General features: G+C 63.4%; 18 protein-coding genes. 6 read left to right on the top strand and 12 right to left on the bottom strand.

Annotation, left to right across the window (positions count from 1 at the left end):
* Positions 1-110: 110 nt before the first annotated feature.
* Complete coding sequence (gene hutC, locus B0G81_RS13050; protein ID WP_181196532.1) at positions 111-839, top strand: histidine utilization repressor; 729 nt, start codon at positions 111-113, stop codon at positions 837-839.
* Between the two features lie 23 nt (positions 840-862).
* Here the strand turns inward: hutC (B0G81_RS13050) and hutC (B0G81_RS13045) are convergent, their stop codons facing one another.
* From hutC (B0G81_RS13045) to B0G81_RS13025, 5 genes are all read right to left on the bottom strand, one after another.
* Positions 863-1,666, bottom strand: a complete 804-nt coding sequence (hutC, locus tag B0G81_RS13045; RefSeq protein WP_134136021.1) for a histidine utilization repressor — start codon at positions 1,664-1,666, stop codon at positions 863-865.
* A 54-nt stretch (positions 1,667-1,720) separates the two neighbouring features.
* Positions 1,721-2,590 carry an amino acid ABC transporter ATP-binding protein gene (locus B0G81_RS13040; protein WP_134136019.1) on the bottom strand — a complete coding sequence of 290 codons (870 nt, stop codon included), beginning with the start codon at positions 2,588-2,590 and terminating at the stop codon, positions 1,721-1,723.
* A 19-nt stretch (positions 2,591-2,609) separates the two neighbouring features.
* Complete coding sequence (locus tag B0G81_RS13035; RefSeq protein WP_106280542.1) at positions 2,610-3,272, bottom strand: amino acid ABC transporter permease; 663 nt, start codon at positions 3,270-3,272, stop codon at positions 2,610-2,612.
* A 21-nt stretch (positions 3,273-3,293) separates the two neighbouring features.
* On the bottom strand, positions 3,294-3,944 hold the full coding sequence (locus tag B0G81_RS13030) for an amino acid ABC transporter permease (protein WP_134136017.1): 651 nt from the start codon (positions 3,942-3,944) through the stop codon (positions 3,294-3,296).
* 96 nt (positions 3,945-4,040) lie between these two features.
* Positions 4,041-4,868, bottom strand: a complete 828-nt coding sequence (locus tag B0G81_RS13025) for a transporter substrate-binding domain-containing protein (protein WP_116144084.1) — start codon at positions 4,866-4,868, stop codon at positions 4,041-4,043.
* A 306-nt stretch (positions 4,869-5,174) separates the two neighbouring features.
* On the opposite strand from B0G81_RS13025, the gene B0G81_RS13020 reads away from it, so the two are divergent.
* Together B0G81_RS13020 and B0G81_RS13015 are read left to right on the top strand one after the other, a co-directional pair.
* Positions 5,175-6,164 carry a 2-oxoglutarate and iron-dependent oxygenase domain-containing protein gene (locus B0G81_RS13020; protein ID WP_134136015.1) on the top strand — a complete coding sequence of 330 codons (990 nt, stop codon included), beginning with the start codon at positions 5,175-5,177 and terminating at the stop codon, positions 6,162-6,164.
* Positions 6,161-7,573 (top strand): FAD-binding oxidoreductase, encoded by a 1,413-nt coding sequence (locus B0G81_RS13015; RefSeq protein ID WP_134136013.1) that lies wholly within the window; start codon positions 6,161-6,163, stop codon positions 7,571-7,573. Before B0G81_RS13020 ends, B0G81_RS13015 begins: the two co-directional genes overlap by 4 nt.
* 65 nt (positions 7,574-7,638) lie before the next feature.
* Here B0G81_RS13015 and B0G81_RS13010 read toward each other — a convergent pair whose 3' ends face one another.
* The gene (locus tag B0G81_RS13010) at positions 7,639-11,097 is read right to left on the bottom strand and encodes an alpha/beta fold hydrolase (RefSeq protein WP_134136011.1); all 3,459 of its coding nucleotides are present in this window, start codon (positions 11,095-11,097) and stop codon (positions 7,639-7,641) included.
* A 204-nt stretch (positions 11,098-11,301) separates the two neighbouring features.
* A complete protein-coding gene (locus B0G81_RS13005; RefSeq protein WP_116121283.1) occupies positions 11,302-12,093 on the bottom strand; it encodes a hypothetical protein in 792 nt (263 codons plus the stop codon).
* 366 nt (positions 12,094-12,459) lie between these two features.
* Between B0G81_RS13005 and B0G81_RS13000 the strand changes: the two genes are divergently transcribed.
* The gene (locus B0G81_RS13000; protein WP_134143096.1) at positions 12,460-14,439 is read left to right on the top strand and encodes a hybrid sensor histidine kinase/response regulator; all 1,980 of its coding nucleotides are present in this window, start codon (positions 12,460-12,462) and stop codon (positions 14,437-14,439) included.
* Positions 14,440-14,547: 108 nt separating this feature from the next.
* Here B0G81_RS13000 and B0G81_RS12995 read toward each other — a convergent pair whose 3' ends face one another.
* From B0G81_RS12995 to B0G81_RS12980, 4 genes are all read right to left on the bottom strand, one after another.
* Positions 14,548-15,318, bottom strand: coding sequence for a response regulator transcription factor (locus B0G81_RS12995; RefSeq protein ID WP_134136009.1), 771 nt, complete (start codon positions 15,316-15,318; stop codon positions 14,548-14,550).
* A gap of 329 nt (positions 15,319-15,647) precedes the next feature.
* Positions 15,648-15,848, bottom strand: a complete 201-nt coding sequence (locus B0G81_RS12990) for a hypothetical protein (protein ID WP_116121286.1) — start codon at positions 15,846-15,848, stop codon at positions 15,648-15,650.
* A complete protein-coding gene (gene cydB, locus B0G81_RS12985; RefSeq protein ID WP_116144100.1) occupies positions 15,823-16,827 on the bottom strand; it encodes a cytochrome d ubiquinol oxidase subunit II in 1,005 nt (334 codons plus the stop codon). The genes B0G81_RS12990 and cydB overlap by 26 nt, the downstream gene beginning before the upstream one ends.
* 39 nt (positions 16,828-16,866) lie before the next feature.
* A complete protein-coding gene (locus B0G81_RS12980) occupies positions 16,867-18,279 on the bottom strand; it encodes a cytochrome ubiquinol oxidase subunit I (protein ID WP_134136007.1) in 1,413 nt (470 codons plus the stop codon).
* Between the two features lie 763 nt (positions 18,280-19,042).
* On the opposite strand from B0G81_RS12980, the gene B0G81_RS12975 reads away from it, so the two are divergent.
* Positions 19,043-19,864 (top strand): alpha/beta hydrolase, encoded by an 822-nt coding sequence (locus B0G81_RS12975; RefSeq protein WP_134136005.1) that lies wholly within the window; start codon positions 19,043-19,045, stop codon positions 19,862-19,864.
* A 118-nt stretch (positions 19,865-19,982) separates the two neighbouring features.
* Here the strand turns inward: B0G81_RS12975 and B0G81_RS12970 are convergent, their stop codons facing one another.
* Positions 19,983-20,525 carry a DUF2867 domain-containing protein gene (locus B0G81_RS12970; RefSeq protein WP_134136003.1) on the bottom strand — a complete coding sequence of 181 codons (543 nt, stop codon included), beginning with the start codon at positions 20,523-20,525 and terminating at the stop codon, positions 19,983-19,985.
* Positions 20,526-20,916: 391 nt separating this feature from the next.
* Between B0G81_RS12970 and B0G81_RS12965 the strand changes: the two genes are divergently transcribed.
* The gene (locus B0G81_RS12965; protein WP_134136001.1) at positions 20,917-21,753 is read left to right on the top strand and encodes an NAD(P)-dependent oxidoreductase; all 837 of its coding nucleotides are present in this window, start codon (positions 20,917-20,919) and stop codon (positions 21,751-21,753) included.
* Positions 21,754-21,774 lie beyond the last annotated feature (21 nt).

Below are 21,774 nucleotides of genomic sequence, written 5' to 3'. Positions count from 1 at the left end.
GTGAGCGGGCTATCCGCCGGCAAGCCGGCCATGGTGTACCAACCAGGTACAACCGGCGTACCACCCACGAGGTCGGAGTGAACACAACTACAAGCACGCGAACCGCGGAGATGCAGGGCCGCCCTGATCGCAGCCAGGAGACACCGGCGAAAGCCATGCCGGCCTATGAGCAGATCAAGCGCTATGTAATCAGGCGCATCAGCGAAGGGGACTGGAAACCCGGCGGACTGATTCCCTCTGAGACTGAACTGGTGAAGGAGTTCGGCGTCGCACGCATGACGGTGTCGCGCGCGTTGCGCGAATTGACTACCGAACGCGTGCTCACACGCGTGCAAGGTTCCGGCACGTTCGTCGCGCCGCAGCGCTACGAATCGACGGTGCTGGAAATCCGCAATATCGCCGACGAAATCGCCGCGCGCGGCCATCGCCATTCGGCACGCGTGCTGACGCTCGAACCGAGCGACGACCCGCAGGCGCTGGAAGCGCTCGGTCTCGCCAGCGGCCCGGCCTTTCATTCATGCATCGTGCACAGCGAGGAGGGCGAGCCGATCCAGTACGAGGATCGCTACGTCAACCCGAAGGTGTTCCCGGATTATCTGAACCAGGATTTCACGATCGAGACGCCGAATCACTACATGGTGCGGCTCGCGCCGATTCAGCGCGCCGAGTTTCGCATCTATGCGCAGAAGCCTGACGCCTATGTGCGCCGGCATCTGCTGATGGATATCGGCGAGCCGTGTCTGCAACTCTGGCGCCGCACGTGGGTGGGCGACGACGTGGCGACGTCGGTGCAGTTGTGGCATCCGGCGTCGCGTTTTCATTTGGCGGGGAACGTCTAACGCGATTCGACACGCAACGCGTTTCACCCCTGGCGTTGCGACAACTCCGGCGAGAAGCGGCAGCCGAGCCGGTAGCGCGACCCAGGGTGCACGAAACGCGCGAACGTGACCGCCACGCCGCTCGTCCACGTGCGGCGCATCAGCGTGAGACAGGGTTCCTCCGCGCGAATTTCGAGCAGTTCCGCTTCGGCGCGGGTGGGCAGGCCGGCGTCGACCACGTGCTCGACGTCGTGCGCCGGTACGATCTCGAACAGATATTCCGACGGCCGCATCGCCGAAAAATCCTGCAGCAGAAAATCCGGCGCGATGGCCGGATTCACATAGCGATCTTCGAGCTGCACCGGCAAGCCGTTCTCGCGATGCACGCAAATCACATGAAATACCGAAGCGCCCGGCGCGAGGCCTAACGCATTCGACACCATCACGGACGCCGTTTCGCGTTGCGACAGGACCGTGTCGCAGCGGTATTCGTGGCCTCGCGAGCGGATCTCGTCGCCGATATGGGCGATCATCAGCAGCGTGGATTGCGGCTTGCTTTGCGCGACGAAAGTGCCGACGCCCGAGACGCGCGTCACGAGTCCTTCTTCGGCAAGTTCGCGCAGCGCGCGATTGACCGTCATGCGCGACACGCCAAGCGTCGCAACCAGATCGAGTTCCGACGGCAGACGGTCGCCCGCGCGGCGCTCGCCCGACTCGATGATCTGCCGGATATGGCTCTTGACCTGTTCGTAGCGCGCCGCCGGCGCGTCGGCCGCGGCGCGCGCCGCTTTCAGCGCCGGCGCGGAAAGCGGCTTGTCGTGGGCGCGGCTGCGGGCTGTGGAGGACATGGCGGCTCTTGCGTCAGTGTCCGCATAAGGCAGGAAGAAGCCGGCGGCGCGCGTTCATAGCGGCTGTGCGTCGTTGGGACCACGCGTCCAGAATGCGTTGCGGTCGAAGTAGTTTTGCAGGAACTGCCGCAAGCGCGGTTGTCCCGCGTCGTGAAAGACATCGCGCGGTTTGCCTTGCACGGCGATCCGGCCTTGATCGATGAACATGACTTTGTCCGCGACCTGCGCGGCGAAGCCCATTTCGTGTGTGACCACCGCCATCGTCATGCCGTCGCGCGCGAGCTGCTTCATGACTTGCAGCACTTCGCCGACCAGTTCCGGATCGAGCGCCGAAGTGGGCTCGTCGAATAGCATGATGTGCGGCTCCATTGCCAGGGCTCGTGCGATCGCCACGCGCTGCTGCTGGCCGCCGGAAAGCTTGGCCGGATACGCGTCGCCCTTGTGCGCAAGGCCGACTGTTTCGAGCATCGCGTTGGCGCGGCGGCGTGCTTCGTCGCGCGACAGATGGCGCACACGCAGCAGCGATTCCATCACGTTGCCGAGCGCCGTCATATGCGGCCACAAGTTGAACTGCTGAAACACCATGCCGACGTTGCGCCGCACGCGATTGATTTCGCTTTGCGACGCGCGCACGCGTTTGCCGTTGCGCTCGCTGTAGCCGAGCAGTTCGCCTTCGATGCGCACGTCGCCCTGATCGTAGGTTTCGAGCGCGGCGAGACAGCGCAGCAGCGTGCTCTTGCCTGAGCCCGATGGCCCGATGATGCACACCACTTCCGAGCGCGCAATCTCGAGATCGACGCCGCGCAGCACTTCGACTTCGCCGAAGCGTTTGCGCAGGTCGCGCACTTCGATCAGCGGCGCGCCGGACGAAAGTCCGACGCTGGTGGAGGACGCGGAGGAGGGCATGTCGGCGATAGCGTTCATAAGAGAGTCCTCTTTCCGTTTATGCCATGAAGCGCGCGATGCGGGTTTCGGCCCACATGCCCGCGCGCGAAGTCAGTTCGACCAGCGCGAGATAGCACACGCACAGCACCAGCAGCGTTTCGACGAAAGCAAACGTGGCCGAGCCGATGCCGGTCAGCACGAACGTGAGTTCGGGCACGGTGACGATGGACAACACGGCCGTTTCCTTGCTCAACACGATAATCAGATTGGTCAGCGCGGGCACGATCAGCACGAGCATTTGCGGCACCTGAATGCGCAGGACCGCTTGCCAGCGCGTGAGGCCAAGACACGAGGCCGCTTCGAGATGACCCGGCGGCACCGATTGAAAGCCGGAGCGAAAGGCTTCGGCGAAATACGCGCTGCCGTAGAGGCCCAAACCGAGCACGCCGGCGGTCATCGGTTCGAGCGTGAGGCCGAAAGACGGGCCGCCGTAATACAGCAAAAAGAGTTGCACGAGAAACGGCGTACCGCGAAACAGTTCGATATAGACGCGCAACACGCCGCGCACCCAGCGTCCGCAAAAGAGTTGCAGCACGGCGATCAGAAAGCCGATCAGGATGCCGATCGCGACACCCGCCGCCCACGTGCCGAGCGTCGTGGCGAGGCCTGCGGCTATCGGCTGCAGGTTGTGGGTAATGACGGCGGGATCGAGCGTTTGCATGGCGTGATGTCGATGTCGGGCTCAGGCGTGCTGCAAGCGGTATTCGGCGGCGTGCGCGACGAGCGCGAGCGCGCCGCAGATCACGAAGTAGATCAGCCCGGCCGCGACGTACGCTTCGAGTGGACGATACGTGCTGGCCGCAATGTTCTGCGCGGTGCGCGTCAACTCGGCCACGCCCACCACCGAGATCAGCGACGAAGCCTTGATGAGCAGCACCATTTCATTGACGAGCGACGGCAGCGTCAAACGGAACGCTTGCGGCACGAGAATGCGGCGCAGCATGTCGAACGGTGAAAGCCCGAGCATGCGCGCGGCTTCGAGGTGACCCGGCGGAACGCTGAGAAAACCGCCGCGCAGGATCTCGGCGATATACGAGGCGGAGCATAACGACACAGCGCTGAGCGCCGCCACGATCGGCGACACGTTGATGCCCGCAAACGGCAACAGGTAATACACGAGCAGCAGCTGCACCAGCATCGGCACGCCGCGAAAGAAAAATACATAGGTGCCGCCGAACATGCGCGCGGCGCGGTTCGGCGAGAGGCGCGCCGCGCACACGCCGATCGCGACGAAGAAGCCGATCAGGAGGCCCGTCAGCGAAATGCCGATGGTGGCGAGCGCCGCGTGCAGCAGCAGCGGCATGCCCTGGAGAAAGACGGTCGTGCTGAACATAAGCGTCGCACTCGCTGGAACGGGGAGGGCGATGCGGGCCGTTGAGACGCCCGCATCGCGTGCATCAGGACATGTGCATCGACATCAGAGCGCCGATCAATAGTTCGGCGTGGGCATGGTGGTCGGCGCATCCATCGCGACGCCGAACCATTTCTTCTGCAACGTGGCGAGACGTCCGTCGTTGTGCATTTTCACGAGCGCGGCGTTGAACGCATCGGCGAGCGGTTTGCTGTCCGCGTCTTTACGCAGACAGTAGGCGAAGTACACCTTCGCGCCGAACGGCGGCTGCACCACGGCGAAGGTTTCCGGGCGCTGCTTGGCCACGTACGCGATGTTCGTCATGGAGTTCGCGACCGCCGCGATCCGGCCGGCGGCAAGATCGGCGTAAGCCTGATTGTTGTCGACGTATTCGCGGATTTCAGGGGGCTTCGGCAGCGTGGCGACATAGGCTTTCAACTGGTCGAGTTGCGCCGAGCCCTTGCCCGCGCCGACCGTCTTGCCCGCGATATCCGACGATTGTTTCACGGAGGTATCGTTCGCGCGTTTGAGCAGCGCGTCGGTGGCGTCCGCGACGGGCAGCGTGTACGTATAGCGCTCCATGCGCGCCTTGGTGACGGTGAGCGGGCCGCCCACCATGTCGAACTTGCCGGCTTCGAGACCCGGCAGCACGCTCGGCCACGGCAAGTCGATAAAGCGCACCTTTACGCCCATTTCCTTGCCGACTTCGGCGAACAGGTCCTTGTTGAAGCCTGCCTGCTGACCGTTTTCGAGGAAGTCGAAGGGCGCGAACTGCATCTCGGTGCCGACCACCAGTTCGCCGGCTTTCTTCACTTTGGCGAGCTGGTCTTCCGCGTGGGCGGTGACGCTTGCCGCGCACAACGCCAGCATGACCAAACGGCACTTCCAGCCTGCAAGGATGCTCATGAGATTCTCCGGTTGGCAAAGCGGTGTCGCGCGAAAGTGCTGCATGAAACGAGTCCAGTGCGAACTCGGCGCGAGTCATGCGAGGCAGTATATACCGCAGTTTTCGCACGAAATAAATAAACAGGCGAGTAGAGAGAAGCCCTTACGCAAAGCGCTGCGAAGCACCTTGCAGGTGTGCTTTTGGCGGTATATACAACTGCAATGCACGAGACGGGAAGGCGTCTTCACGCAGACGCTTGAACCGCCATTTTCATCAGCCGATTCGGCCGATTGAGCCGATTGAGCCGCCCACCCAGGAGCAGCACGATGCCCGTGACCCGCATTCCGATCATCGATCTCGCCGGCGTTCGCGCGGGCGACCCGCAAGCTTTGCAGCGCGTGGCGCAAGAAATCCGTGAAGCGTGCACGACGATCGGCTTCTTCTACATCGTCAATCACGGCGTGCCGCAAGCCTCGATCGATGCCGCCGCGCAAGCGGCGCGGCGCTTCTTCGCGTTTCCGGTGGATACCAAGCGGCGCGCGGCGGTGAATCAGCGGCATCGCGGTTTCAATGCGCTCGGCGACGCGACCATGTATCAGGCCAAACGTCCCGACTACAAGGAGTTCTTCAGCATCGGCCTCGAATTGCCGGAAGACGACCCCGACGTGCTGGCCGGCCAGGCGCTGCGCGGGCCGAACAACTGGCCGGACTTCATGCCGGAGCTGCGTCCCGCGCTGTATGGCTACTACGAGGCGGTCGCGGCATGCGGCGCCGATCTGCTGCGCGCGGTGGCGGTGAGCCTCGGCGTCGACGAACACTTCTTCGCGCCGCGTTACACCAAACGGATGCAGCGCACCCAGATGGTCTACTATCCGCCGCAGCCGCCCCAATCGGATGAAGACCAGTTCGGCGTCGCGCCGCATACCGACTACGGCTGCATCACGCTGTTGTGGCAGGATCAGGTGGGCGGCCTGCAGGTGCGGGAGATCGCCAACGATACGTGGGTGGAGGCGCCGCCGGTCGATGGCAGCTTCGTGGTCAACGTCGGCGATCTGCTGGCGCGCTGGACCAACGACCGCTTCCGCTCCACCTTGCATCGTGTGATCAATGCATCGGGGCGCGAGCGCTATTCGATCGCGACGTTTTATGATCCGACTTACGGCGCACTGGTCGATCCGCGTGATCTCGGTACCAGCGACGCCGATCTCAAGTATCAGCCGGTCGCCGCGGGTGACTATATTCTCGGGCGTATCAACGACTCGATGGGTTATCGGAAGAAACACGCCGTTCAAGGCGCGCAAGGAACCACCGCATGACAGACAACAGCACGGCGAATCAAGCCGCGCCGCTTTCGGCGACACTCGACGCATTGCGTGCCGTGCTCGGTGAAGACAGCGTACGCGTGGGCGAGCAGATCGGCGAACACGCCATGACGGACTGGACGCGCCATCAACCGACGCGACCCGCCGCCTTGCTGCTGCCGCGCACCACGGAAGAGGTCTCGCGCGCGCTCGCTATTTGCCACGCGGCTCATCAGCCGGTGGTGCCGCAAGGGGGCATGACCGGCCTCGCAGGCGGCGCGATTGCGCGCGCCACGGATATTGCGTTGTCGCTCGAACGGCTCGCCGGTGTCGAGGAGGTCGATAGTGCGTCGGCCACGCTGACCGTGCGCGCCGGCACCACGTTGCAAACCGCGCAGGAAGCCGCCGCTGAGGCCGGCTTCGAACTCGCGCTCGATCTCGGCGCGCGCGGGTCCTGCCAGATCGGCGGCAATCTCGCGACCAACGCGGGCGGCAACCGGGTGATCCAGTCGGGCACCGCACGCGATCAGGTGCTCGGTCTCGAAGTCGTGCTCGCCAATGGCGACGTGCTGACGTCGCTCGGCAAGATGGTCAAGAACAATACCGGCTATGACCTGAAGCACTGGTTCATCGGCTCGGAGGGCACGCTCGGCGTAATCACGCGCGCGGTGCTGCGACTGCATCCGCAACGCGCCGCGCGTCATACGGCGCTGGTCGCGCTCGACGGCTACGATGCCGCCGTGAGCCTGCTGCGCCGTTTGACGACACGCTTCGGCAACGATATCGGCGCGTTCGAAATCATGTGGCCGGACTTCTACGACTTCGGCGTGAAGCTGACCGGCACGCGCTCGCCATTCGCCGACGCGCATCCGCTCTATGCGCTGATCGAACACGCCAGCTTCGATTCGACCGACGACGGCGAGCGTTTCTCCGCCGCGCTGACCGAAGCGCTCGACGCGGGTGCGATCCGCGACGCGGTGATCGCGCAGTCAGTGGCCGACGTGCGCGCGCTTTGGGCGATTCGCGAATGCACCGCGGAGTTTCCGGTGCGGCTCGATGCGATCAACTTCGACGTGAGCCTGCCGATCGGCGAGATCGGCGTCTTCGTGGACCGCTGCCGTGCGGCGCTCGATCAGCGCTGGCCGGGCAACGCGTCGTATTTCTTCGGGCATATCGGCGATTCGAATCTGCATGTCACCGTGGACGGCCATTCGATTCCCGGCGTCGATCATCATGCGGTGTACGCGTTTGTCTATGACATGCTGGGACCGCTGCACGGTTCGGTGTCGGCGGAACACGGTATTGGTTTGCTCAAGCGCGAGTTCCTGCCGATCTCGCGCTCGCCGGCGGAATTGGCGGCAATGGCCGCGATCAAACATGCGCTCGACCCGCACGGCATTCTGAATCCGGGCAAGCTGTTCTGAGCGACACGAAAGGAAGGCGCGCAAAGCCTGCGCGCGCCTTTCATGTACCGCCAAAACGTGCCGCGTCAATGCGCGTCCAGGTACTTCACGATCACGGGGTAGACGTCCACCGCGGCATTCTTCCCGAAGATGCAGTCGATATGCCCATAGCCGGGAATGATGGTCCGCTCGTACGGCTGCTCGGGAAATTGCTTGACCAGCATGTCATAGGTGAGTTGCGTACTGATCGGCAGATAGGTTTCGTTTTTATCGCCGTGGATGAACCCGATCGGCCGGCGCATGCCCTCCAGTCCTTTCATGCCGTCGGTGCCGGCGAGATAGACATCCTTGCCTTCGGCATCGACCACCTTGTGTGCTCTCACCATCGTGGCCAGATGCTTGAATACGCCGACGTCGTGCACACCGAGAATTTCCTGCAGGTTCGAGTGCAGCGTCTGGTTCAACTGCTCATGTTCGTAGAGCAGGCCATACAGGAAGGTGGCGCGATGGCAGATCGGATTGCCGCAACCTTCCTTGTGATTGAGCGGGTAGAACTTGAGCGCTTCGTCGAGAAGGTTCTGCGGCCACGACTTGTGTTCCGTATAGGCGGTGACGTCGAGCAGGCCGAGATGTTCCATGAAGTCGGGAATATGCAGGCCGGCCTTGATCTTCTCCAGCGTGCCCGGCACCGGATGCGCCGACACCTGCGAAATGAATACCGAGCGCACGCCTTCGAGTCCGTACAGCAGCGACATGGTCAGCGCCACGCCGCCCATGCAATGCCCGAGCGCCTGAATCTCCGGCACGCCGGTCAATTCGCGGATCTTGGCGACCGCGGACGGAATGTCCTCGCGCGCCACCTTGTCGACGTTGGTCGGCACGAACACGCTCGGCATTTCGATGCTGACGCGCAGATCCACGAGCCACACGTCGTAGCCGGCGGCGAACAGGTACTCGACCATATTGGTCGCAATCAGGTCGGTGGAATAGATGCGGCTCGATACGCCCGAGCCGTGAATCAGCAGCACCGGACGCGCCGCTTTGCGCGCGGGGTCGTGATAGCGGGTGAGCCTGAGCTTCGTGCCGTCGGGCGTATCGAAGAAAACGATTTGCGGCGCCGGCGCGCGTAATGCGCGCTTCAGACGCGGCTCCGCTTTCGGGTCGAAATACTGCAAGGGTGCCGCTACGCCGCCGTATTCGGTGAACAGCACGCCCGCGAAAAACTTGCCGAACTTCAGGGTCCATTCGAGACGCGTCTTCAGATCGGGTGCGTGGGTGACTTCGAGCGTGCGCTGCTGCTTGAGGAAATTTTCCGGCGTGATGATCAACGTCGCCTTGCCGAGCAGCGGCGCATCGGCTTGCGCCGACTCGCGGACCTCCGCATAGAGGGTGTTGGTCTGCTCCCACAGATTGATCGGCGAAGTGCGCGTGATGATCTTCTTGCCGCTCAGGAAGTACGTCTTGCCTTCGGTGGCGTTGAGCGTCATGCGGTAATTCATGTTGCGCTCATCCACATCCGACTCGTTGACCACGAACAGATTGAAGGTGCCGTTGGAGATCGTCATTGGCTGCGCGGAGAGCGCGGGGCAGGTCAGCGTGCCGGCCGTTTGCGCCAGATGCTGCGGATTGCTGATCATATCGGCGAGGTCTTCCGATTCGACGGTCAGCGTGAACTCCATCGGGCTCGTGGCCGCTTCGCCCGCCACGACCGGCGTATAGGTGCCGACCATCGTCTCGGTGAAGTGCAGGCCGATCTTCTGCGGCGAGGAGGGCGTCAATGACGAGGACGCGGCCTCGGGCGTCGGCGGAGGCGGCAAGGTCGGCGTAGCGGCCGCGCCTTCTGCCGGCGCGGCGTTCAGCGGATGCGTGGCGAGCAGCAACTCGCAATTGCGTTCGGCCAGCGCGGAAATCGTCAGAAGCGGATTGACGCCGAGCGACATCGGCATGACGGCGCCGTCCATCACGTACAGGCCGTCGTGCACCGCGTTGCCCGTGGCGCCGCTGAACACGCGGCCCATGTGATCGACCACGCCGTGCTCCGCATCTTCGCCCATGCCGCAGCCGCCGAGGGGGTGCACGGTGACGGTGCGGTTGCCGAGAATATCGGTGGAAATCGGATTGCGCATGTATTTGCCGCCAAGCGGCACCGTCGCCTGCTTGAGCACCTCTTCGACCGCCTGGAAGATCGGCTGCTTGCCCGCGTTCTCCCACACGATGCGCGGCTGGCCTTTGTCGTCCACATCGATCTCGCCGTTTTCGTCGTCGTGCGCCATGACGAGATAGCTTTGCGTGTGATGCAGCGCGCCGTGATACGGGCCGCGCAGAAAGCTGGTGGCCACGCGGGCGTCGTAGGCAAGTTGTTCCTCGAAAGAGCGCGGCGCGACATCCACGCCTTCTATCGGCGCGGCGGCGCCGAGCAGGCCGACCAGCGCCGCGCCCACCGGACCGGCGAGCGAGCCTTCTTCGATCACGTAGCCGTCTCTGACGTTGGGCGTGCCGCGATGATCGATGAGGCCGGTGATCGTCGGCCCGACCGGAGGAATCTCGCCCTTTTCATGCGCACCCCAGCCGACGCCGTTGATTACCGGCTCGGTGTTGTAGGCGAAGGCGAGCACGTCGCCATTGCCGGTAAAGTGTTTGCCGAGCATGTTGGAGACGCTCAAGCCCTGCTTGCGCGAGCGCAGCAGCAAGGCGGTCGAGCCGATCGTGCCGGCCGACACGATGACGATATCGGCGCTCACGAACAGATCGGGCGCGCTAAAGCTTTCGCGGCCGAGGCTCACCAGCTGATAACCCACGATCCATTTCCCCGTGGCCGCGTCGCGCAGCACCGAATGGACGGCGGTGCCCGTGAAAATCTGCGCGCCGTGCGCGACGGCGTCGGGCAGATAGTTCATGTGCGTCGAATTCTTCGCGTGGTAATTGCAGCCGGAATTGCAGTCGCCGCAGCCGACGCAAGCCTTCTGCTCGACGCCCGCGGCATTCGTGCGGTCCTCGAAGGTGACGGTGATCTCCGGACGCGAGAACTGGTCTTCCATGCCGAGCGCCTGCGCCGACTTTTCGAGAGCCTGCAGTTTCGGCAAGGCCGGATAGCTCAGCGGCACCGGCGACGGTTGCAGCATCGCTCGCGCGTCCGCATACCCTTTGTCGCGTCCAGCCTTGTCGGCGCGCAACGCGGCCGGCCAGCGCGGGTCGTCCCACAGGCGCGGGTCGGCTTCGAGCGCGACGTTCGCGTTGATCAGCGAGGTGCCGCCGAGACCGCAGCCCACTACCGCGTTCACATCGTCGTTCACATGCACTTCGAGCAGCGCCAGCGGTGAGCCGATATGCGCCAGCGCCGTGTTGTATTGCACTTCTTCGGTGCCCTGAAACGGCGTGCGGGGAAATTCGCCGGCCATGAATTCGCGTCCGCGTTCGAGCACGCACACGCGGCGCCCGGCACGCGCCATACGGCTTGCGGCGATCCCGCCGCCATAGCCGGAACCCACCACAACCACGTCGTAATGCGATTGGATTGCAGTCACGACGCTCGATAAGCGGTTCATCACGACCACCTCGTCTGGAATGGAATGCGGGGAAAGACAACCAGGACTTCGGAAGCAAGACGGCGTGCGGCGACAGCTTTTTTATCCTAGGCGGTGCGCGCTCACAAAAAAAGGCGCATCGTAGGTGGCGCGCGGGTCGGCTGTGCCGCGTCCGGGACGTCGTGAGAGGGTGCCGAGGCCCAGCGGGCGCATGGCCGCGTGCTATTACGCGGCCGCTTCATTCATTTCGCTGTCGCTCGATTCGGCGGCGAGCAGGTTCAGCGCGAGCAGGATCGCCGGGCGATTGTCGACGTCGATCTCGATGCCGAGCGCGTCCGTGAGCCAGCGGCCGATCTTCGTGTTCGAAAAATCCTCCGCGCCAGCCGTCTTCTTCATGGTGACGCCGAGCTTGACGGCGCGATAGTGATACGAGGGCACACGATGCTGCGCTGCGACTGCCGACAAACCGCCTTTGCCTTCCGAGCACCAGCCGAGGCTGCCGGCCAGCACGATCCGCTCCGGTTCGTCGAGGCTTTCGATAAAGGCGCGCGCCGAGAACCGCACGCGCTGTTCGTCGAGGCCGTATTGCAGCAGCACGCTTTCCACCGGATCTTCCAGCGCCTGCGCGTGCAGATCGATTTCCTGCGCCATGCCGTCGTTTTCCATCGATACGTTGCGCTGATGGCCGGCGCTGCGCAGGCAGTCGATCAGATAGCGGCGGAAATACGCGCACAATGCGTAGCCGTTGGACGGCGCGCTGTCGGCGCAGGCGTGGGTTTCGGTGTGGCCGGGCGCGAGACGCAGCACCTTCGCGTAGATGAACTGGGCGACCAGTTCTTCCTTGTCCTCGCCGAGCGCCTGCAGTTCGAGCGGGTGATAGGTCCGCAAAGCCCGCTTGACCAGTTCGACCATCGACACCATTTCGTCGCCGGACAACCGGGTGCGCCGGCGCCACAAATCCGGCAGGATTGCATCGTCGAGATTGCGGACGAACTCGTGGCTCGGAACTGCGCCCATGAAAACCTCCATAAGGGGAAAGGCAAGGAGCGCGGTGAGCCTGAACTGCAGGCGGGGTGTGGATGTTGAAGCTTTGAGGCCGCGCTGGAATGTGAAGCCAGTATGGTTTCCAGCGGCGGCTTCGCCTATATGGATTAAGTGGTAGCTGATGGGTAAACTGCCGGGTAAACCATCCGGCAAAGCGCATCTTATTCGTCTGAAGTAAAACGGGCTTGCACCGGAAAATTGCATCGCACTGCGGCTACGCAGTTGCATCGCAGACGTAGAGCCACGCCGTATCCGAAGAGTCCGATGCGGTTTGCGCCGCTTGCGTCGCCGCGCTTCGATCCACATAACCGAATTTGCCGAGTCCGAGGAGACCGCGTGATGCGGGCCGACCCGATCCAGCGTGCCATCGACGAAGACCTGGTGCGTGTGCTGTACGCGCAAGATCCGATTGCTTTCTTTTCGCACTGGTTTTCGATCGCGGTGCTGGTGTCGATTTACTGGCCGAACATACCGTCGCCGCCGCTCTTTATCGCGTGCTTCGGTTTCTATGCCGCGGCCAATTGCGCGAGCCTCGCGCTGTGGCTCGTCAACCGCCGTTACCCGCAGCTCGTCTCGCCGCGCGGCTGGATCGTGCTTCACGCGGTGCGCGGCATGCTGCTCTACAGCGGGCCGGGCATCGCGGTGTGGTTCGCGTTCCAGAGCCCGCAGTCCGACCTGCCGCTGCTGCACACGGTCATGCTCGTCACGCTGGCCGCCGGCGTGTTCATGTCGAACGGCTTCGACCTGCTGAATTTCTCGACCTCGATTCCGTTTCTGCTGTTTCCATCGATCGTCATGCATTTCGGCACGCATACGTTCGACCGCACGCTGCTCGCCATTGTCCTCGCGTTTTTCTTCTGCGCGATCAACGTCTATGCGCTGAGTTATCGCAAGCTGTTCCAGCAGGTCGTGCAGGCGCGTGTCGATCAGCAGTATCTGGCGGAATCGCTGGCCGCGCAAAAACGGGTCGCCGAAGAAGCGAGTCTCGCCAAGACGCGCTTTTTTGCGGCCGCCAGCCACGACTTGCGCCAGCCGCTGCATGCGATCGGCCTGCTCGCGGCCTCGCTGAACGACGCGGCGGCGACGCCCGTGCAGCACGCGAAAACCGCCGAACACATCGTCTATAACGTCGAGGCATTGAACCAGTTGTTCAACCAGGTGCTCGATCTGGCGCGGCTCGAAAGCGGTGTGACCCAGGTGATCCGGCTGCATTTCCGGCTGTCCGAACTGTTCGAGCGGGTCGGCAGCCAGTACCGTCCGCAGGCGGCCGCGAAAGGGCTGGCGTTGCGCATCGCGCCGACCGCGATGGTGGTGCACGACGACCCGGTGCTGCTCGAACGCGTGCTGAGCAATCTGCTGTCGAACGCGGTGCGCTACACCGAAGACGGCGCGATCTGGCTGGGCTTGCGCCGCGCCGGGCGGCAGACGGGCGGCTTTATCGAAGTGCGCGACTCGGGCATCGGCATTCCCGCGGAGGAGCACGCGCGCATCTTCGAGGAGTTCTATCAGGTCGCCAATCCGCAACGCGACGCGCGCCAGGGGCACGGCCTCGGCTTGCCGACGGTGAAGCGGCTGGTCGAGATGCTCGGCGGCGAGTTGCAACTGCGCTCGGCGCCGGGCCGCGGGTCGGTGTTCCGCTTTCCGGTGCAGGCGGGCGACCCCGGCGGCATCGTGGCGAGCCTGAACGAAGCCGTAGCCGGCGGTCCGTCGGCCCAAGGGCGGCACGTGCTGTGCATCGACGACGATCCGTCGATACTCGAAGGCCTTGTCAGTCTGCTGGGCCGCTGGGGTTGCAGCGTGCTCGGCGCGCGCGACGAAGCCAATGCGCTCGCGGCGCTCGAAGGCGGCTTCGTGCCGGATGCCGTGCTGTGCGACTACCAGTTGGCGAATCACCGGACCGGTGCGCAGGCGCTCACGGCCGTGCGCAACGTGCTCGCGCGCGCGGGGCACGACAATGTGGTGACGCTGCTGATCACGGGCGACATGGCGTCGGCCGAACTGGCGGCGCTCGCCTTGCAGGGGATTCCGGTACTTCATAAACCGGTCACGCCGGCGCGCTTGCGGCGCACGCTGGAGATGCTGTGGCAGCAGGCAGAACTGGACAAGGGGCGGGCAGCCGCCGCGCTGGCATTACGCGTGGGTCAAACGGTAGATGAAACGGGACATGAAGCGGGAAATGAAGCGAGCGGCCAGGTGATGCATGGCGCGATGGCGGCTGCTGGGAGCGCGGCGCAAGGGGACGCGAGACTGGGATCGAAGAGCGAGCCGCAAAGCACTCTAACCCAAAGCATCCAGTCGCAAAGCGAACCGCAGAAGTAGAGGCGAATCGGGAAGGAGAGGCCGGGGCAAAAGGACGGGCGAACCGCAAAAGTAAAGGCGCGCCTGCTGCACAGGGCGGCGCGCACGCCTTCCGCCGCCGATCTCGTGCTACAGGGTTTTCCCGGCTTCCAGCCAGCCGTTGATGACGGCGATCGCCGTCGACCGGTTATGCACGCCGAGCGCCCGGAAGATCACCGACAGATGCACTTTCACCGTGCCTTCCGCGACGCCCAGGTCGCGCGCGATCATCTTGTTGGTCCAGCCACGATGCACGAGCCGCATGATGTCCTGCTGACGCGGCGACAGATTCTCCAGCAAATGCTGCTGGTGCGGCTGCAACGCCTGGATCTGCGTAAGGGGTTCGGTAAGCGTGGCGCCGCCCTGGCTGGGCGAGTGCGCGCCGACCGGAGCCACATGCTGCGGCGCCGGTTCGGCGAGCGCTTCGGCACGCGCGGGCGCGGCCTGCGCGTCGCGCGAGCCCAGCAGGCTGAGCGCTTCCATCGGCACATAGGCGCCGCCTGAGAGCACCAGCTCGATCGCCTTGAGCATGACGCTGGCGGGCTGGCGCTTCGGCACGAAACCGAGCGCGCCGGCGGCCAGCACGGCGCGCATTTCGTCGGGCGATTCTTCGGCGGAGAGAACGACGAGCGGCAACGCGGGATTCGCCTTCAACAGCACTTCGAGCGATGAAGCGCCGCTCATGCCCGGCATATGCAGATCGACAATGGCGAGATCGTGATCGGCGTCGGGACGCGCGAGCAGGGCAAGCGTCTCCCAGTTATCGGCTTCGTCGAACTGGGCGTCGGGATCGAGGCCGCGCAGCATGCCTTTGACACCTTGCCGGATCAGTTCATGGTCGTCGGCTACAAGAAACTTCATGATGTCTCCGCGAGTCGGGCCTGCCCGATGTGGGCTACCGCCGTTATAGGGTCTCGTTTTACTTCTAGCCTCGTGAATCGCATCATTGCCGCCCACCCCGCGATCATATGCCTGATCGGTGGCGCGGCGCACCTTCCGGCGGCCGCTTATATAACCGTGTATTCGTTAAATCGCCGATTGGTCCGATGCGCCGCATGATCTGTAAGGCAGGTCTCCCGCGCATAGGTTCCGGCTTGCATGGTAGACGAGCGGAACGGCCCTTTTTTGAAGGCATCCATCAAGGATTCCGAAGGTTATGCGCGCCGGATCGAAGCGTGCGGAAGCAGTCTCTATTTGACTGCAAATAACGTCGCATTCATCAGAATCTTGAATGCGAATCCGAGCGACATCGCCGAGCCCACACCGAAGCACCACAGCGCGATAAACCAGAGCCAGCCCGGCAGTTTGCGCGCCGTTGCCGCGGCTGCTGTCGATGCGCCGTGAGTCGCGCCGGAGTCCGCCTGCTTAGTGATAGTGATGTTGGTCGCCATGACGCACCTTGCCGCGAAATACCCAATAACCCATCGTCGTGTAGGCAATGATGATCGGCAGAATCACCGCCGCGCCGGCCAGCGTGAACATCTGGCTCGAGCGCGGTGCGGCCGCTTCCCAGAGCGTCATGCTCGACGGAATCGCATACGGCCACAAGCTCACCAGCAGCCCCGCGTAGCCGAGCAGCACCAGCAGCAGCGCGAGCGCGAACGGCGTGTTGTGATGCCGCTCGCGTACCGCGCGATGCATGAGGAATGCCGCGACCGCCACGAGGAACGGCACCGGCAGCAGACGGTAGAACAGGCCGTCGTGGAACCAGCGTTGCGCGATATTCGGATCCTGCAGCGGCGTCCACAGGCTGACCATCGCGACGAAGCCGAGCAGCACGACGGTCAGCGGCCAGACCACGCGATGCAGCCGGCGTTGCAGATCGCCTTCGGTCTTCGCCACCAGCCAGCAGCAGCCGAGCAGCGCATACGTGACCACGAGTCCGAGGCCCGTGAGCAGGCTGAACGGCGTGAGCCAGCCGAAGGCGTCGCCGGCATATGCGCCATCGACTACGGGAATGCCTTGCAGAAACGCGCCCAGCGCAATGCCCTGAAAGAACGTCGCGCCCGCCGAGCCGCCGATGAACGCCAGATCCCACAAATGCTTCGTACGATTCGCCTTGGCGCGAATCTCGAACGACACGCCACGAAAGATCAGACACACGAGCATGAAGATCAGCGGCAGATACAGCGCGGACAGCACGGTCGAATAGACCGCGGGAAACACGGCGAACAGACCCGCGCCGCCGAGCACCAGCCAGGTTTCGTTGCCGTCCCACACCGGCGCGACGGTGTTCATCATCAGGTCGCGTTCCTTCTCATCGGGGAAGAACGGGAAGACGATGCCGATGCCCAGATCGAAGCCGTCCAGCACCACATACATGAAAAGGCCCAGCGCGATGATCGCGGCCCACACTACGGTTACGTCCATGTTTTTCTCTATCGCAAGTTGCTGCTGCAGCAGGGTGGTTCAGGCGGCGTCGATCATGCGATCGGCGGCGGAGAGCGGGCGGCGCGCGGTCTCGTTTGGCGAGCGCTCCGGCGCGTCGTGCGGCGTGTGTCCGGGCAGAGCCGGACCCGCGCGCATCAGCTTGAGCATGTAGTAGACCCCGGTGCCGAACACGAGGAAATACACGACCACGAACGTCATCAGCGAAATGCCGACCTGCTGCGTGGTGAGCGGCGACACGGCCTGCGAGGTGCGCATTACGCCGTACACCACCCACGGCTGGCGGCCCGCTTCGGTGGTGACCCAGCCGGCCAGCAGCGTGATGAAACCCGTCGGCCCCATTGCCACGGCAACGCGCTGGAACCACTTCGATTCGAACAGGCGTCCACGGCGGCGCAGCACCCAAGCGGCGACCGACATCACGATCATCAGCACGCCGAGGCCGGCCATGATGCGAAAGCTCCAGAACACCACCGTCGAGTTGGGCCGGTCCTGAGGCGGGAATTCTTTAAGGCCGCGAATTTCGCCGTCCCAGCTATGCGTGAGGATCAGGCTGCCGAGATGCGGAATCGACACGGCGTAGCGCGTGGTTTCCGCCTGCATGTCGGGAATGCCGAACAGGTTCAGCGCGGTGCCGCCTTTTTCGGTATCCCACAGGCCTTCGATCGCCGCGATCTTGGCCGGCTGATATTTGCGCGTGTTCAACCCATGCTGATCGCCGACGAACGCCTGGATCGGAGTGAGAATCAGCAGCAGCCAGAGCGCCATCGAGAACATTTTCTTGACGGCCGGATCGCGCCGTCCGCGCAGCAGATGCCACGCGCCGACCGCCGACACCACCAGCGCCGCGACGATGAACGCCGCGAGCGCCATATGCGCGAGCCGGTACGGGAACGACGGATTGAACACGATCTTGAACCAGTCGAGCGGCACGACGCGGCCGTTCACGACTTCGAAGCCTTGCGGCGTTTGCATCCAGCTATTGGAGGCGAGAATCCAGAAGGTCGAGATCAGCGTGCCGACCGCCACCATCAGCGTGGCGCCGAAGTGCGCGCGCGGACTCACGCGCTGCCAGCCGAACAGCATGATGCCGAGGAAGCCCGCTTCGAGGAAGAACGCGGTCATCACTTCGTACATCAACAGCGGGCCGGTGACGGGGCCGGCGAAACTGGAGAAGCCCGACCAGTTGGTGCCGAACTGATAGCTCATTACGACGCCGGAAACCACGCCCATGCCGAAGGCCACCGCGAAGATCTTCGACCAGAACAGGCAAAGGTCTTTGTAGTACGCCTTGCGGGTTTTCAGCCAGCGCCATTCGAGGACGGCGATGAAGCTGGCGAGGCCGATGCTGAGCGCCGGAAAAACGATGTGGAAAGAGACGGTGAACGCAAACTGGATGCGGGCAAGATCGAATGCCGATAGAGCGGAGTTCATGAGCGTGACGTACTTGAAGTGCGTGGGGTCCGTGAGGGCGGACTACGCGCGTCGACTGTTGTCGGTGCGCACTGCGCTGGGCAGATGGCGCAAGAGTAGGGGATGGTCGAGTTTCGTGCTGCGACGCGACGTGCGTCAAAAAACCGCCTTGTTTTATGGTGATTTTCTTTTTTGGGACGGCAAACCGTTGATGAATATCAAGTTTTTGTGATCGCATCGCTGAGCACGATGCGGGCGGTTGCTCACTTTGGCTGCGCAACTGCGGCAATCGACCGCGCTGCAGCATTGTCGCGCGGCGCGTTCTACGCTTCTGACGCGGCTGCGTGTTTCCCGCGGCAGCCACGACTTTGCTCGGCGATTCGATCGGCAAGGCGATATTCGGCAATTGGGATTCGCTCGTCATCAACCGACAATCGCTCCGTCCGAACCGACTTTCCATGCGCGCGGCGGCTAGCCATCAAGCCCGATTGCCCATACCATGAAGGCAGCCAGACGGCAGTTTTTTTCAAAACAGCGCATGCTAGTTGCGCGTGCACACCGTATAGCCAGTCCAATGTTTTTTCCCGTTATCCGCTTCGAATAGTCATAGCCGACGTACCGACCAGCCGAACGGCCCGGCGCGTCGCGAATCCGTCATCCAGATGTGGTGCAGGGCATGTCGTGCCTGAATGGGCGTCGTGTCGCGCGCCGCGAGAATGCTTCGAGAAGCCACGCATCATCCACCTGCCGGCAACGGCAGACTTCAACTACAAGGAGTCAGCAGATGAGCACGATCAAGACGAAAGACGGTACGAGCATTTTCTACAAGGACTGGGGCAAGGGCCGCCCGGTCGTCTTTTCGCACGGCTGGCCGTTGAGCGCGGACGCCTGGGACGCGCAGATGCTGTTTCTCGGCAGCAAGGGCTTTCGCGTGATCGCGCATGACCGGCGCGGGCATGGCCGCTCGGAGCAGACGTGGGACGGCAACGACATGGACACCTACGCCGACGATCTCGCGGCGCTGATCGAACATCTCGATCTGCGGGACGCCACGCTCGTCGGCCATTCGACAGGCGGCGGCGAAGTCGCGCATTACATCGGCCGGCATGGCACCCAACGCGTCGCGAAGGCCGTGCTGATCGGCGCGGTGCCGCCGTTGATGCTGAAGACAGGGAACAATCCGAACGGCACGCCGATCGACGTGTTCGACGGCATCCGCAAAGGTGTCGAAGACGACCGCTCGCAGTTCTTCAAGGATCTCGCGCTGCCGTTCTACGGCTACAACCGTCCGGGCGCGAAGGTGTCGCAAGGCGTGATCGATTCGTTCTGGGTCCAGGGCATGGCCGGCTCGATCAAGGGACTGTACGACTGCATCAAGCAGTTCTCCGAAGTCGATTACACCGAAGACCTGAAGAAGATCGACGTGCCGACCCTGGTGCTGCACGGCGATGACGACCAGATCGTGCCGATCGATGCGGCCGGCCGTCTGACCGCGAAGATCGTGAAGAACGCCACGCTGAAGGTCTATCCGGGTGGCCAGCACGGCATGTGCACCGTCGAGGCCGCCAAGGTGAACGGCGACCTGCTGGAGTTTATCGGGTCGTGATGCGGCGCTGCGGTGATTAGTATTGATGCCCCGGGTGCGGCGGGTCGCGTGCAGGCACGCGCGCCCGGTCGCACTCGAACCTGAACCGCGGGCCTTCGCGCCCGCGGTTCGAGCCTCTTCAGGCTGTCGGCCAGCCGATCCGCGCGGCTCGTCGCAACGACGAGCGCACCACCAGCCGGTGGAACGGCGCGATCGCGAGAATATAGAAACGGCCGAGTCGATTGTGGCAATGCACGACGGTCGACAGGATCAGATAGCGCGAACTGCCTTCGCGCGTGCTGCGGGTCTGCTGCAGCACTGAAACCCGGAAGTCGAGATGACGGTCGTTTTCGCCGAGAATGATCTCGTGCGCGCTACGCGTGTAGACCCTGAAGATGTCGAGGCGCTCCCTTGCGGCAGCCGGATCCTTGATGCTGCGTAACTGCCTCGCAGTCTTCAAGCCGGCACGCGCGACGATCGCATCGCGCACGCTCATCAGTTTCGCGACCCATCCCGCCTGATGCGTGAACACGAAGCGCGCGAGCAATTCAGGATCGCCGATGGCGTTCTCGGGCAAGCGGACGGCGTATGCGTCGGCCAGGTCCGGCGCGTCGTAGAAACGCGCGACGCCTGATTCAGCCGGCACGGCAACGGGTTGCACTGGACAGTGGGCAGTGAGCATGGTGACGTGCGGCGCTAAATGATGAATCGAAGAAGGGCGCTGCGCCGGGTCATGGCGGCAGATCGGCTTAAACGGGAGCGCATTAAGTCTACGCGATTGTGGGCGTCCGCGCGGAGCGGCCGGCGCGGTTGTTCACGCCGTGCATCTGCGTAAGAACTCATTTTTAGTTATACGATGTCACATAAATAGTCGGAGGGTATTTGTTTGTTTGATAAGGGGAAACTGGATTGTAGCGAGTACGAATAAGGGTAAGTGCCTAATTGAAATCCGGTCTGGCATCGCTGATAGTACGTTATCGTACAACTAACGCTGAGCCGGCAAACACTGCCGTGATGACAGAAGCGAGTGCTGTACCCAAGTTCGATCGCGCGCGGCGCAGGAAAGGAAGCTTATGAAGAAGATTGCTCTCAGTGGAGCCGGCGGCCAGCTAGGCTCGGTGGTACGCGCCGCGTTGGTCGCGCGCGGCACGCCGTTGCGTTCGGCGGCGGGCTCGAAGGCCCTTGTGCCGCTCGTGGATGGCGAGGACGTGATGCACGGCGACCTGCGCGATCCGGCTGTCGTGGATCGTCTGCTGGAAGGCGTCGACGTCCTGATCCATTTCGCGGGGACGAGCGTGGAGCGTCCGCTGCCCGAGATCATCGAAAACAATCTGCGCGGACTCGTCGAAGTGTACGAAGGCGCACGCCGGCAAGGTGTGAAGCGCATCGTGTTCGCGAGCTCCAATCACGCGATCGGCATGTACCCGGTCACCGAGCATCTGAGCCTCGACTGCGAACTGCGCCCGGACGGTTTCTACGGACTGAGCAAAGTGTGGGGCGAAGCGCTCGCCAGAATGTATTGGGACAAGCACGGCATCGAGAGTGTTTGCGTGCGCATCGGCAGTTGTCTCGAACGCCCGACCGAGCCTCGGCACCTGAGCACCTGGTTCGGCCATCGCGATCTGCTGCATTTCCTCGATCGCTGTGTCGAAGCGGAGAACGTCGGCTTCCTGACCATCTGGGGCGTGTCGGCCAACGCACGCAGCTGGTGGGACAACAGCGGCGCTGAACGTCTGGGCTATCAGCCGACGCAGGATGCCGAGGTCTACGCCGAAGAAATTCTTGCGCGTCCGAATCCGCTCGACGCGCTGGGCCAGCGCTTCCAGGGCGGCAGCTTCGTGGGTATCGATTATTCGCGCGATGACACCGCACCGGACGGCTCGGCCGCTTCCGCCACGCGGCCTGTTTAAGCCGTTCAGGATTACGAGGAG

The sequence above is a fragment of the Paraburkholderia sp. BL6665CI2N2 genome (assembly GCF_004366535.1).
Taxonomy (GTDB): Bacteria; Pseudomonadota; Gammaproteobacteria; order Burkholderiales; family Burkholderiaceae; genus Paraburkholderia.
Note: the sequence above shows the minus strand (reverse complement) of the source record. Positions and strands in the feature narration are given on the sequence as shown.

Excerpts from the sequence above, each read along its gene's own strand:
- B0G81_RS12965 (WP_134136001.1), top strand. The coding sequence starts at position 20,917 with ATGAAGAAGATTGCTCTCAGTGGAGCCGGCGGCCAGCTAGGCTCGGTG.
- hutC (WP_181196532.1), top strand. The coding sequence starts at position 111 with ATGCAGGGCCGCCCTGATCGCAGCCAGGAGACACCGGCGAAAGCCATG.
- B0G81_RS13015 (WP_134136013.1), top strand. The coding sequence starts at position 6,161 with ATGACAGACAACAGCACGGCGAATCAAGCCGCGCCGCTTTCGGCGACA.
- B0G81_RS13000 (WP_134143096.1), top strand. The coding sequence starts at position 12,460 with ATGCGGGCCGACCCGATCCAGCGTGCCATCGACGAAGACCTGGTGCGT.
- B0G81_RS13025 (WP_116144084.1), bottom strand. The coding sequence starts at position 4,868 with ATGAGCATCCTTGCAGGCTGGAAGTGCCGTTTGGTCATGCTGGCGTTG.
- B0G81_RS12980 (WP_134136007.1), bottom strand. The coding sequence starts at position 18,279 with ATGAACTCCGCTCTATCGGCATTCGATCTTGCCCGCATCCAGTTTGCG.
- B0G81_RS13010 (WP_134136011.1), bottom strand. The coding sequence starts at position 11,097 with ATGAACCGCTTATCGAGCGTCGTGACTGCAATCCAATCGCATTACGAC.
- B0G81_RS13040 (WP_134136019.1), bottom strand. The coding sequence starts at position 2,590 with ATGAACGCTATCGCCGACATGCCCTCCTCCGCGTCCTCCACCAGCGTC.
- B0G81_RS13030 (WP_134136017.1), bottom strand. The coding sequence starts at position 3,944 with ATGTTCAGCACGACCGTCTTTCTCCAGGGCATGCCGCTGCTGCTGCAC.
- B0G81_RS12990 (WP_116121286.1), bottom strand. The coding sequence starts at position 15,848 with ATGGCGACCAACATCACTATCACTAAGCAGGCGGACTCCGGCGCGACT.
- B0G81_RS12995 (WP_134136009.1), bottom strand. The coding sequence starts at position 15,318 with ATGAAGTTTCTTGTAGCCGACGACCATGAACTGATCCGGCAAGGTGTC.
- cydB (WP_116144100.1), bottom strand. The coding sequence starts at position 16,827 with ATGGACGTAACCGTAGTGTGGGCCGCGATCATCGCGCTGGGCCTTTTC.
- B0G81_RS13005 (WP_116121283.1), bottom strand. The coding sequence starts at position 12,093 with ATGGGCGCAGTTCCGAGCCACGAGTTCGTCCGCAATCTCGACGATGCA.
- B0G81_RS13035 (WP_106280542.1), bottom strand. The coding sequence starts at position 3,272 with ATGCAAACGCTCGATCCCGCCGTCATTACCCACAACCTGCAGCCGATA.
- hutC (WP_134136021.1), bottom strand. The coding sequence starts at position 1,666 with ATGTCCTCCACAGCCCGCAGCCGCGCCCACGACAAGCCGCTTTCCGCG.
- B0G81_RS12975 (WP_134136005.1), top strand. The coding sequence starts at position 19,043 with ATGAGCACGATCAAGACGAAAGACGGTACGAGCATTTTCTACAAGGAC.
- B0G81_RS13020 (WP_134136015.1), top strand. The coding sequence starts at position 5,175 with ATGCCCGTGACCCGCATTCCGATCATCGATCTCGCCGGCGTTCGCGCG.
- B0G81_RS12970 (WP_134136003.1), bottom strand. The coding sequence starts at position 20,525 with ATGCTCACTGCCCACTGTCCAGTGCAACCCGTTGCCGTGCCGGCTGAA.